Source organism: Psychroserpens luteolus, assembly GCF_021032705.1.
Lineage (GTDB): Bacteria > Bacteroidota > Bacteroidia > Flavobacteriales > Flavobacteriaceae > Psychroserpens > Psychroserpens luteolus.
Genome location: NZ_JAHVXI010000001.1, coordinates 895400 through 908789, shown reverse-complemented (window position 1 = coordinate 908789; position 13390 = coordinate 895400). Strand labels below are relative to the sequence as shown.

10 protein-coding genes are annotated in these 13390 nt (G+C 34.7%); 9 read left to right on the top strand and 1 reads right to left on the bottom strand.

What is annotated here, in order from left to right; all coding sequences use genetic code 11:
• Positions 1 to 15: 15 nt before the first annotated feature.
• Positions 16 to 750: a hypothetical protein gene (locus KWG70_RS04105; RefSeq protein ID WP_230934708.1), complete on the bottom strand. Its 735-nt coding sequence runs from the start codon at positions 748 to 750 to the stop codon at positions 16 to 18.
• Between the two features lie 103 nt (positions 751 to 853).
• Between KWG70_RS04105 and KWG70_RS04100 the strand changes: the two genes are divergently transcribed.
• The 9 genes from KWG70_RS04100 to KWG70_RS04060 all read left to right on the top strand — a co-directional run bounded on the left by KWG70_RS04100 (position 854) and on the right by KWG70_RS04060 (position 13389).
• The gene (locus KWG70_RS04100; protein ID WP_230934707.1) at positions 854 to 1507 is read left to right on the top strand and encodes a thymidine kinase; all 654 of its coding nucleotides are present in this window, start codon (positions 854 to 856) and stop codon (positions 1505 to 1507) included.
• Entirely contained in the window at positions 1494 to 2600 is a 1107-nt protein-coding gene (gene alr, locus KWG70_RS04095; RefSeq protein ID WP_230934706.1) for an alanine racemase, read from the top strand. Before KWG70_RS04100 ends, alr begins: the two co-directional genes overlap by 14 nt.
• A gap of 74 nt (positions 2601 to 2674) precedes the next feature.
• Positions 2675 to 3076, top strand: coding sequence for a large conductance mechanosensitive channel protein MscL (gene mscL / locus KWG70_RS04090; RefSeq protein WP_230934705.1), 402 nt, complete (start codon positions 2675 to 2677; stop codon positions 3074 to 3076).
• Positions 3077 to 3212: 136 nt separating this feature from the next.
• The gene (locus KWG70_RS04085; RefSeq protein WP_230934704.1) at positions 3213 to 4202 is read left to right on the top strand and encodes an aspartate-semialdehyde dehydrogenase; all 990 of its coding nucleotides are present in this window, start codon (positions 3213 to 3215) and stop codon (positions 4200 to 4202) included.
• Positions 4203 to 4251: 49 nt separating this feature from the next.
• Positions 4252 to 5022, top strand: coding sequence for a glycosyltransferase family 32 protein (locus KWG70_RS04080; protein ID WP_230934703.1), 771 nt, complete (start codon positions 4252 to 4254; stop codon positions 5020 to 5022).
• Between the two features lie 226 nt (positions 5023 to 5248).
• On the top strand, positions 5249 to 6616 hold the full coding sequence (locus KWG70_RS04075) for an Ig-like domain-containing protein (RefSeq protein WP_230934702.1): 1368 nt from the start codon (positions 5249 to 5251) through the stop codon (positions 6614 to 6616).
• A gap of 15 nt (positions 6617 to 6631) precedes the next feature.
• Positions 6632 to 8632: an FG-GAP-like repeat-containing protein gene (locus tag KWG70_RS04070; protein ID WP_230934701.1), complete on the top strand. Its 2001-nt coding sequence runs from the start codon at positions 6632 to 6634 to the stop codon at positions 8630 to 8632.
• Positions 8633 to 8712: 80 nt separating this feature from the next.
• Positions 8713 to 11127: an FG-GAP-like repeat-containing protein gene (locus tag KWG70_RS04065; RefSeq protein ID WP_230934700.1), complete on the top strand. Its 2415-nt coding sequence runs from the start codon at positions 8713 to 8715 to the stop codon at positions 11125 to 11127.
• Between the two features lie 93 nt (positions 11128 to 11220).
• The gene (locus KWG70_RS04060) at positions 11221 to 13389 is read left to right on the top strand and encodes a prolyl oligopeptidase family serine peptidase (protein WP_230934699.1); all 2169 of its coding nucleotides are present in this window, start codon (positions 11221 to 11223) and stop codon (positions 13387 to 13389) included.
• The last annotated feature ends 1 nt before the right edge of the window (position 13390 follow it).

Sequence of the window (13390 nt, the reverse complement as noted above, 5' to 3'; positions counted from 1 at the left end):
GATAGTCGAAAAGCCTTAATCGAACTTACGCTCTACAATCGATAAAAAGCGTTCTTCAAACTCTTCTTTACCTTCCCAATTATTATAATCGGGTTTAACGATGTTCTTTATAAGGTGAGACGCTTCTTTAAAGGAGTTTGTTGTTTTCAATTGAGATAATACACGCTCATAATCTTCGACTTGGTCGTTGAAAAGGTGTTTTATAAACGCTAACTTGTCATTAAGACCAATATTTAGTCCACCATTTTTAAGTTTATCATTTAATGACTTTCTTAGATTTTCGTTAGACTCCGATACAGGCTCAAAAACAGGAATGTCTTCAAAACCTGCTGTAATATCTTCCAGATGTGTTTCATGTTTAGGTTGCTCTGCAACTGCCGTTTCAACCATTTCATCAACTTGTTGTGATTCTTGAGGCATTTGGGCCACCATATCTTTAATTTTTTCCATGACTGGTTCATAGATATGGTCGTCTTCCTTTTCATCTAGATTAACATAAATCTTATCCTCAATTTCTATATTGTCACTCACCTTATTATTGAAAGCTGTATCTAACATTCCGAAGAATGAAGAGTTGCTTCCTATTGTTGGTAAGTCCCCTTCAAAATTCTCATTTGCAAACTTGAGAACACTTAATTTTTCATACAACGCAGTAACCTCAGCATGCAATTTCACAACATCTTCCTTTCCTTTAAGCTTTAAAATTCTATGTGCAATACTAATTAAATCTGCTTCCAGCTTCTTCTTCATAACTTTTATTTTTTATTCCCAAATAGGTTTTTGTTTTTTAATAAATTTACGCCACCTTTATACAAAACGAACTTTAGGTGAGTTTTAGTGTTAAAATTACAAAATGTTTCTCGAAAATACAGTAAATCATAAAGAACAATTTGGATGGATTGAAGTCATTTGCGGTTCAATGTTCTCTGGTAAAACCGAAGAATTGATTCGCAGACTCAAACGTGCGCAATTTGCAAGACAAAAGGTTGAAATCTTTAAACCTGCTGTTGATGTTCGTTACGATGAAGATATGGTGGTCTCTCATGATTCTAACGAAATTAGATCCACACCTGTTCCTGCAGCTGCAAATATTCCCATTTTAGCAGATGGTTGTGATGTCGTTGGAATTGATGAAGCTCAATTTTTTGATGATGAAATTGTAAGAGTTTGTAATGACCTTGCCAACAAAGGGATACGTGTAATTGTAGCTGGTTTAGATATGGATTTTAAAGGCAACCCATTTGGTCCTATGCCTAATTTAATGGCTACTGCAGAATACGTTACTAAAGTACATGCTATTTGTACTAGAACAGGAAACTTAGCGCAATATAGTTATCGTAAAGCCACTAGTGATGCTCTCGTCTTACTAGGAGAAGTTGATGAATATGAGCCTTTAAGTCGTGCTGCTTTTTACAAAGCTATGTTACGCGATAAAATTCGACATATGAAGGTTAACGATGCTGAAGAAGTTTCTAATAAAGACAGTAAAACCAATGCCCAAAGCTAAAGAAACTGTTTTAGAAATAGACCTAAAAGCACTCAAACATAACTTCGAGTACCTCAAGTCTAAACTTAAAAGTAACACCAAAATTTTAGCTGTTGTTAAAGCCTTTGCTTATGGTAGTGATGCCAATGTTATTGCAAAGTATCTTCAGGATTTAGAAGTCGATTATTTTGCTGTTGCCTATGTTAATGAAGGCGTTGCATTGCGTGATGCTGGAATTACAACACCTATTTTAGTACTACACCCTCAAGCAGTAAATTTTAAAACCTTAATTGCGCGCTGTTTAGAACCAAGTCTCTACAATGCAAAGGTTTTAAATGAGTTTATTGCAATTGCTTCAGAAGAACACCAAACCAATTACCCTGTACACATTAAATTCAATACAGGTTTGAATCGGCTTGGATTTTGGGAAAATGATGTCGATTATATCGTTTCAAAACTTGAAAACACCTCATCAATAAAAGTAAAATCGTTATTTTCTCATTTGGCTGCCAGTGAGGATTTAAACGAAAAAGAATTCACAGAAACGCAGATTAAAAGCTTTAAAAGTATAGCGAAGGATTTTTCAAAAACTATAGGATATCAACCTATGCTCCATTTAACAAATACCTCTGGAATTATTAATTATCCCGAAGCACATCTCGATATGGTGAGAACTGGAATTGGTCTATATGGTTTTGGGAATTCTGAAAAAGAGAATAAACATCTTAAACCCGTTGCAACTTTAAAATCTATTATTTCTCAAATTCATAAGATTGAAAAAGGAGAAAGTGTAGGCTATAATAGATCTTATATTAGTAGTGGTTTTGAAAAAACAGCCACAATACCTATTGGTCATGCAGATGGTATTGGGAGACACTACGGACATGAAAAAGGATTTGTAATTATTAATGGCAAAAAAGCACCAATAATAGGTAATGTTTGTATGGATATGATTATGGTTAATATTAGCCATATAGAATGCCAAGAAGGTGATGAAGTAATTATCTTCGGAAAACAATCTGACGCCTCAAAATTTGCACAAACAGCGAATACCATTTCATACGAAATAATTACAGCCATTTCTCAACGTGTTAAGCGTATTATCTTAAAATAAAACATTAGGTTTTTTTTAACATATTGTTTTTTTAGTTATTTTAGGGTTCTAATAACTAACTTAATATAGAAATTATGTTGAAAGAATTTAAGAATTTTATCATGACAGGAAATGTCATCGATTTTGCAGTTGCTGTAATTATGGCTGGCGCAGTAGGGCTTGTTGTTAACGGCTTTGTAAATGACATTGTAATGCCAATTGTTGGTAATTTTGCTGGAGGAATGGACTTTGCAAGTATGAAACATGTACTTTCACCAGCTGTAATGGATGCCGATGGAAATGTAACTACACCTGAGAACGCTATACGCTATGGTGCATGGATTAACACAATCATCAACTTATTAATTGTTGGACTTGTAATGTTTATGATTGTTAAGGCTTATAATAAGACTAAAAAACCAGCTGAACCAGAAGCTCCAGCAGGACCATCTGAAATTGATTTATTAACTGAAATCAGAGATTCATTGAAAAAATAATATGTAACTAATCGCTACACTATATATTTTAACTTTAACCGCTTCAAAATTGAAGCGGTTTTTTTATGCTTTTTTTTAGAACTCAAATTGATTTAATAACTACATTTGCCTCTATAAAACATGTAATTTTTTTCTTATGAAAGTAGCTGTTGTTGGTGCCACAGGTCTTGTTGGCGAAGTCATGCTCAAAGTTCTAGAAGAACGCAATTTTCCTGTTTCAGAATTAATTCCTGTTGCTTCAGAGCGATCAATTGGTAAATTAATTTCATATAAAGGGAACGACTATAAAGTGGTTGGGATGCAAGATGCTATTAATATGAAACCTAATCTGGCTTTATTTTCGGCTGGCGGAAGCACCTCTTTAGAATGGGCTCCAAAGTTTGCAGAAGCAGGTATTACTGTAATTGATAATTCTTCGGCATGGCGAATGGACCATTCCAAACGATTAGTCGTACCAGAAATTAATGCTCACAAATTAACAACAACAGATAAGATTATTGCCAACCCTAATTGCTCTACAATACAAATGGTTGTGGCTTTAGCACCGCTTCACAAAAAATATAAGATCAAACGCATAGTGGTGTCTACATATCAATCCATAACTGGTACAGGTGTAAAAGCAGTGAGACAATTAGAAAACGAACTTGCAGGAGTTAAGGGCGAGATGGCTTATCCATATCCTATTCACCAGAATGCAATTCCGCATTGTGATGTATTTGAAGAAAATGGGTATACTAAAGAAGAAATGAAATTGGTTCGTGAAACTCAAAAAATATTAGACGATCGCACCATCGCTGTAACTGCTACAGCTGTAAGAATTCCAACTGCTGGTGGTCATAGTGAGGCTGTAAATGTTGAGTTTGAAAACGACTTTAATGTTCAAGAAATAAGACAACTACTTAATGAAACACCAGGTGTTATTGTTCAAGATAATGTAGATGTTAATACATATCCAATGCCTATTTATGCCAATGGAAAAGACGATGTATTTGTTGGAAGAATTCGTCGTGACTCTTCACAACCTAATTCTTTAAACCTATGGATAGTAAGTGACAACCTTAGAAAAGGAGCCGCAACCAACACCATCCAAATTGCCGAACATTTAGTTGAAAACAACTTGGTTTAAGTAATTATGTTGTAACTTTAGTAAGTAAAATACTGCTAAAGAGACAATTATGATTCCTAAAATTATTCACTTTTGCTGGTTAAGTAATGACGAGTATCCAAAGTCAATTAAAAAATATATTGATTCTTGGAAAAAGAAACTTCCAGATTACGAATTGAGATTATGGAATACCGAACGTTTTGATGTTAATTCAACAACATGGACCCAACAAGCTTTTGAGGCTAAACAATATGCTTTTGCCGCAGACTATATTAGGCTACATGCTGTTTATACGCATGGTGGTATCTATTTAGATATGGATGTTGAAGTTTTAAAAAAGTTTGACGATCTTCTTGATCTACCATACTTCATTGGTGTTCAGTTTGACAATGATGTTGAAGCCGCTATTTTTGGTGCTGAAAAAGGAGCCGATTGGCTTCAAACCTGTTTGAATTATTATGATGGTAGATCTTTTATAAAAGAAGATGGTAGTTTTGACCAAGAGACTTTGCCGATTATCATGCAAACTCAAATTGAGAAAAAGAGAAAAATTATACATCTTAAATCTGATGAAGTAGGTAACATTCGTAACCTGATTAAAAATGAAGACTCCTTATTCTTATTCCCTTACGAATACTTCAGTCCTAAAAACCATCAAACGCGTAAAATTTCAAAATCAAAAAAGACCTATACTATTCATTATTACAACCATTCATGGTTCTCACTCACTAATGTTCTTCGGTTAGAAATTATAAAGCTTATTGGACTCAACACTACCGAAAAAATCATTGGTTTTTTCAATTTAAGAAAACTGCGTTCAATGCTCAAAAAAAGTAAGTAGCTTGAGCAGTTAAATTATTATGTGTAATTCTAAAATTAAAGTAGGGTTTTTTGCATTTAAGTTGTTTAATTAGTATAAACTTTGCAAAGTTCCTAACTAGCTAATAATATTTGCAGATTTTTTTAGCATTTGGACTCTTGTTGTCTGATAAAAAGTGTATTACAACTAATTAATTGTAAGGATTGATGGCTTTGTAACTATATTTACTATCCAAATTTTACTATAAATGTTAAAAAATTACCTGAAATTACTTAACATATGTATACTTATTACAATAACCTACTCTTGTAGTGAGGATGATAATTATGTGCCTATAGTTATTGAAACCAATACAGATTCTGCAGAGGTATCTCAAAATAATTCAATCATAATTGACGTATTATTAAACGACACTAATGTTCCAGAACTTGGAACACTTTCTGCTCAGAATTCTCAAAATGGGACAACTCAAATTCTAGATCCCAATGCAACGCCCAACAACCCGTCTGATGATGTTGTTATGTACACTCCAACTGCAGACTTTGTAGGAAATGATACGTTTCAATACACCATTTGTAATGACAATAACAATTGTGCAACAGGAACAGTTACAGTTACTGTAACACCTACTTCTCCAGTTAATTTCGATTTAGGAGAGATTCCTTATGCGACCCTTTCAGAATACAATTTCTTTGACGGTGAAATGAAAGATTTAGACCCAGTATATGGTGTTTTACCTTATAATTTAAATTCTACATTATTTACAGATTACGCTCACAAAAAACGTTTTGTGTGGATGCCTGACGGAACAAAAGCAAATTATAATAGTGATTTTACACCTTTAGATTTTCCTCTGGGCGCTGTGCTTATAAAGAACTTCTATTATGATAATGTACAACCAAGCAATACTACAAGAATCATTGAAACACGATTGATGTATATGACTGAAGAAGGGTGGGATTTTGCAAAGTATGTTTGGAATGATGATCAAACTGAAGCAACATTTACCAACGCTGGAAGTTTTACAGATGTTGAATGGATAGAAAATGGAGTGCCTTATAATACAACATACCGAATTCCATCAAGAAATGAATGTTTTACATGTCATAACAAATTTGGAACACCATTACCTATTGGACCAAAACCACAAAACCTAAATAGAGACCTAACCTATACTGATGGTGTTTCTAATCAATTACAAAAATGGATTAATGTTGGATATCTAGAAGATAACCTTCCAACATCTATCGTCTCTACAGTAAAATGGGATGACGAATCTTTAGACCTAGAATTAAGAGTACGCTCTTACTTAGATATTAATTGTGCACATTGTCACTCTGAAGAAAGCTATTGCGAATATAGACCTATGCGTTTTGCTTTTAATGAAAATGATGATGATATAAATAAAGGATTATGTGTTACCCCAGATACTCAAATTACTGGAACAACACATATAGTAGTTCCTGGAGACATAAACGCTTCTGTGCTTCGATTTAGAATCAACTCTACCGAAGAACAAAACAGAATGCCACTTTTAGGAAGAACATTAAAACACGATGAAGGTGTTAGACTAATCGAAGAATGGATTAATTCTCTTAACGGAGAATGTGAATAAATTAAATAAAGAGTTATGAAATCAAAATTACTAGTATTAACAATTTTTGCATGTTGCAGCCTATCTTTTGGTCAGCCTGCAAATGATAATTTCGCTGGAGCAATTCCAATCACTCCTTCGGCTGAAGGCACAGGATGTGGCTCTCCTACTTTTAACCTGCCTTTTTCTACAGATGGCACCACAGATAGTGGTGTTCAAGGATCTTGCAGAACCTCTGGTAGAGATCAATTTTTTACATGGACAGCAACAACTAATGGGCTGTTTTTTTCTTCTGAGAACCCAGGAAACCCTGGGATCGTAGTATGGAGTTCTGATGGATTGACCGAAATTGCATGTACAGATACATTTGCTGTAGAAAGTATTAATGGTTGGACTATTGGAGACGATCTAGTAATTCAAATCTATGATTTCCAAGGAACAGGACTTTCTGATGTAGCTTTCTGTCTAGAAGCTATCAATTACGTCCCTCCTCCACCAATGCCAGTAACATTTACGTCTCAAGCTTCTGGATCTTCTGGAACTTATAGAATCGCTGTTGTTGATATGAATGGTGACTTTTTAGACGATATGGTTTCTATTTCACAAACTAATGTCAATATTAGAGAACAAAATTCTGATGGTAGTTTTACCACAAAAAATATAACAACACCAAGTGCTGATTTCCTTCCTACTTGGAGTTTAGCAGCAGCAGATTATGACGAAAATGGTTATACCGATTTATTATATGGTGCTGGTAGTGGTGTTACATTTATGAGAGCAAATTCTACAGGAACAGGTTTTACTGAAATTTCTGGTCCGGAAGATGTCTTCTCTCAGCGTTCTAATTTTGTTGATATAAACAATGATGGAAATTTAGATGCTTTTGTTTGTCATGATGTTGCTCCTAATGTGTATTATATGAATGATGGTAGTGGAAACTTAACATTTAACCAAGGTGGATTAGGAGATTATGCCTCTGGTGGAAATTATGGATCTATTTGGATTGATTATGATAATGATAGAGATTTAGATATGTTTATTGCTAAGTGTGGTGGCGAAACTGCACGTAGAACAAATCAAATGCATACCAATGATGGAAATGAAAACTACACAGAAAATGCCGCAGCGATTGGTTTAGCAGATCCAATGCAAACATGGTCTGCCGCTTGGGGAGATTTTGATAGTGATGGTGACATGGATGTATTTGTTGGAGCCAGCTCTGGAGCGCATAAGCTTATGAGAAATGATAATGGTATGTTTACCGATATCACTGCTGGTTCAGGTGTAACTGTACTTACAAGCAACTCTACAGAGACTGTTACTTTTGACTTCGATAATGATGGTAACTTAGATCTAGTTTCTGGTGGTAATATTTTATTTGGAAATGGTAATATGACCTTCGATGTTTATACAACTGTTTTCCCTGGTTCGGGTGCGTATGGTGATTTAAATGATGATGGTTATATAGATGCTTTCAATTCAGGAAACTTATACATCAATAATGCTGAAAGCAATAACAACTGGATTAAAATTCATACTGTAGGAACGGTAAGTAATGTAGATGGTATTGGAGCTCGTGTAGAAGTTCACACAGCATCAGGGATAAGAATAAGAGATGTGAAAAGTGGTGATGGTTTTAGATATATGAATTCTTTAAATACTCATATTGGTATTGGTTCTGATACAACCATTAACAGTGTTGTTATTTACTGGCCATCTGGAATTATCGATACGGTTACCAACCCATCAATAAACACACCTTTAGAAGTTGAAGAAGGAGCGACATTAGGCTTAGAAAACTCACTTACTGATGAGCTAATAATCTATCCTAGCCCAGCTAAAGATGTTATAAATATTGAATCCCTAGAGCTAAATGACTCTACGATTTACTCAATTTTTGATATTACTGGTAAAAGAATTATGAATTCTAAATTAGAGTCTCCTATAATAGATGTTTCCAAATTAAGTCCAGGAAATTATATTCTAAGAATTGTATCAGGCACTTCAATAAAGAGTCAAAAATTCATCAAAAGCTAAACAAAAAGCCTCTAAACTAACAGTTTAGGGGCTTTTTTCTTACTTTTATAATCCTTTTTATTAATTAATCTTGAAAATCTATGAGAAAAATTACCCTAACACTTTTTGTATTAAGTGCCTTTTTTAGTTTTTCCCAAACCTTGAATCAACCAGCTAACTGGCCTAACCCTAATTGGTCTATTACTGGCAACTACTTATTTGATTCTGAGGTTTTTGAAGCAAATCCTACACAAGTTAATACGTTTGCATATGATGATGACGATGCACAAAATGGTCATGATGATGACATCGCAGCTGAATCACCAGTTATAAATTTAACTGCAGCTAATGCTGCAGGAGAAAATTGGATTTCAGTTGGATCAAGCTATGTGTTTAATAACATTGGAGAATTACTAACTATACAATACTGGGATGCAGATGCAGGCGTTTGGGTTGTTTGGGGTGACCCTCTTACAGGGACTTCTAACCCTCCTAACAATAACTTTTGCTCTGGATCTTATCAAAGCTTTACTTCTGCTCCACTAAATATATCAGGCTTTAGTGCAAACCAGTTAAGCAATTTTAGATATAGAGTTTCATATGATGATAATGGCGTATGGGGATGGGGGTTTTGTTTTCAATCACCTACGATAAGCTCTCAAACACCTCCTACTTGTCCAAATATTACGGGTCTTACATCTACAAATATCACCACAGATTCTGCCGATATAACTTGGCAAGCTGGAAGTACTGAGTCAAGCTGGGAAATAGTAGTACAAACACCAGGCTCTGGTATTCCTACTGGATCTGGAACCGCAACATCATCAAATAACCCGTATCCTTTAACCAGTTTAAATTCTGGAACTAGTTACGAAATATATGTAAGAGGGTATTGTGGTGGTTCAGATTATAGCAATTGGGTTGGACCAGTTGTTTTTAATACATTAACACCTGCAAGAGTTAACTTCATAACCGAATCATTTCCAATTGGAGGCTATGATTTAACTGTTGTAGATATGAATGGCGATCACTTAGATGATATCGTATCGGCATCAAGCACTAATGTAAATATTTTCTACCAATTAAGCACTGGTGGCTTTAATGAGGTTGACATTCCAACGCCTAACGCTAATTTTCTTCCTACGTGGAGTATGGCAGCAGCTGATTTTGATGGAAACGGACACACAGACTTACTTTACGGTAATGGATCTGGTGTAACATTCATGAAAGCCAATAACGATGGAACAGCCTTCTCTGAAATTTCAGGCTCAGAATATGTATTCTCTCAACGATCAAATTTTGCCGACATCAACAATGATGGTCATTTAGATGCTTTTGTTTGTCATGATGTTGCTCCCAATGTATATTATATCAATGATGGTAATGGTAATTTAACATTCTATCAGTCAAATGTCACTCCAAACGCTCCAGTTAACTTAGGAGATTATTCTTCAGGAGGTAATTATGGATCTATTTGGATAGATTATGATAACGATAGAGATTTAGACATGTTTATCGCTAAATGTGGAGGAGAAACAGATAGAAGAAGAAATAATATGCTAACCAACAATGGTGATGGCACTTATACAGAAAATGCTGCCTCACTTGGTTTAGATGATCCAATGCAAACATGGTCTTCGTCTTGGGGTGATTATGATAACGATGGAGATATGGATCTTTTTGTTGGTGCAAGTTCTGGTAATCATAAATTAATGAGAAATGATGGTAACGGTGTATTCGTAGATGTTACGACTGCTGCCAATGTGAGTTCTGCGCCTACTGGTCATGAAAATGTTAGCCATGACTTCGATAATGATGGATTTTTAGACATTGCTTGTAATGGTACAATCATGTACGGTAAAGGTGATATGACCTTTGAAGATTTAGACTCTAACCAAATCAACTATAAAAATGGATCTTTTGGTGATTTAAATAACGATGGATTTATAGATACTTATTATAATGATGTGATCTATTGGAATGGTACTACATCTAATAATTGGATTAAAATTAACACCATAGGAACAGTTAGTAATATTGATGGAATTGGAGCGAGAGTAGAGTTATACACAAGCGCTGGAGTTCAAATTAGAGATGTAAGAAGTGGTGAAGGCTTTGAATACATGAGTACGATTAACACGCACTTTGGAATTGGATCTCAAACAACTATAGATAGCGTTGTGATCTATTGGCCTTCTGGTATTATTGATACAGTTACTAACCCTGCAATAAATACACCTTTAGAAGTTGTAGAAGGAGCTACACTTACCATTGAAGATTCTTTTGTAAACGATTTAGTTATCTATCCAAACCCTACAAATGATGTATTAAACATTTCAACTAGTGATAACTTACAAAATGCCATTTATACCATTTTTGATATTACTAGCAAACGTGTTATGAATGCAAAGCTAGACCAAAACAAAATTGATGTTTCTGCCCTAAATACTGGGAACTACATCTTAAGAATTGTGTCTGGAAACACTATTAAAAGTCAAAAGTTTATCAAACAATAGATAACTCTTAATGATATCTTAAAAAAGCCTTTACATTAAGTTGTAGAGGCTTTTTTGTTTATTTTTGAGATACTAATCAAGACATGATACATCATGAAAAAAATTTCAATATTATTAATTGCTATAATTGCATTTAGCTCCTGTAAAGAAGAAGCCGAATCAAAAAAAAGAGATATTGTGGTAAACTATCCTGAAACCAAAAAAGTAGATACAGTAACCAATTATTTCGGTACAAATGTAAAAGACCCTTACCGTTGGTTGGAAGATGATAGAAGTGAAGAAACAGAATCTTGGGTAAAATCACAAAATGAAGCAACATTTGGGTACTTAGACAATATACCATATCGCGAAGAATTAAAAGATCGTTTAACTAAACTTTGGAATTACGAAAAAGTAGGTGCTCCCTTCAAAGAAGGTGACTATACGTATTTCTACAAAAATGATGGGCTGCAGAATCAATATGTAATTTACAGACATAAAACTGGAGCAGACCCAAGCACTGCAAGTGTGTTTTTAGACCCAAATACATTTAAAGAAGACGGAACCATTTCGCTAGGAGGACTAAGCTTTTCTAAAGATGGTAAAACTTTAGCTTACTCTATTTCCGAAGGCGGAAGTGACTGGAGAAAAATTCTAATAATGAATGTTGAAACTAAAGAAATTATAGAAGATACTTTAGTCGATATTAAATTTAGTGGTATGTCATGGTATAAAAACGAAGGTTTTTACTACTCAAGTTATGACAAGCCAAAAGGAAGTGAATTATCTGCAAAAACCGATCAACATAAAGTGTACTATCATAAATTAGGAACGTCGCAAAAAGATGACGAATTAATTTTTGGAGGTACTCCTGCTGAAAAACATAGATACATTGGTGGAAACGTTACCGAAAATGACGACTATTTAGTTATTTCTGCAAGTGTTTCAACTTCTGGAAATAAATTATTTATTAAAGATTTGACTAAGCCTAATAGTCCATTAGTAACTATTTTAGATAATACCGATAGTGATACTTATATTATAGAAAATGAAGGAAGCAAGTTATATTTAGTAACAAACCTCAACGCTCCCAATCAAAAAATTGTGACTGCAGATGTCTCTAATCCAACTCCTGAGAATTGGGTGGATTTTATTCCTGAAACTGAATATGTATTAAGCCCTTCAACTGGTGGTGGTTATTTCTTTGCCGAGTACATGGTTGATGCCGTATCAAAAGTGAAGCAGTATGATTACAATGGAAAATTCATTAGAGACATAGAACTTCCAGGAGTTGGTAATGCTGGTGGCTTTGGTGGCAAAAAAGAAGAAAAAACAGATTACTTCTCATTCACAAATTATAATACACCAAGCAGTATTTATACCTATAATGTAGACACTGGAGAATCTGAATTGTATTGGAAACCGTCTATCGAATTCAATAGTGACGATTACGAGAGTAAACAAGTATTTTACACCTCAAAAGACGGTACAAAAGTACCCATGATTATTACACACAAAAAAGGTATCGAACTCAATGGCAAAAATCCAACAATTCTTTATGGTTATGGAGGATTCAATATTAGCCTAAACCCTGGTTTTAGTGTCACCAATGCTGTTTGGATGGAGCAAGGCGGCATCTATGCTGTAGCAAATTTACGTGGTGGTGGAGAATATGGAAAAGAATGGCATAAAGCAGGAACCAAAATGCAAAAACAAAACGTGTTTGATGACTTTATTGCTGCTGGAGAATACCTCATCGCGAATAAATATACTTCGAGTGATTATCTTGCAATTAGAGGAGGTTCTAATGGTGGTTTATTAGTTGGTGCAACAATGACCCAACGTCCAGATTTAATGAAAGTAGCACTCCCTGCCGTTGGTGTTCTTGATATGCTACGTTATCATACATTCACCGCAGGAGCTGGATGGGCTTACGATTATGGTACTGCAGATGACAATAAAGAAATGTTCGAATACCTTAAAGGCTATTCACCTGTTCACAATGTGAAAGAAGGAGTTCAATATCCAGCAACCTTAGTCACCACAGGAGACCATGACGATCGTGTGGTTCCAGCGCATAGCTTTAAATTTGCCTCAGAACTTCAAGATAAGCAAACAGGTAATAACCCTACATTAATTCGTATTGAAACCGATGCTGGTCATGGTGCAGGAACACCTATTAGTAAAACAATTGAACAATATGCAGATATTTTTGGTTTTACATTATATAATATGGGCTTTGATGTCCTGCCTAGCAAAACAAAAGAAGAAGTAAAAGGATAAT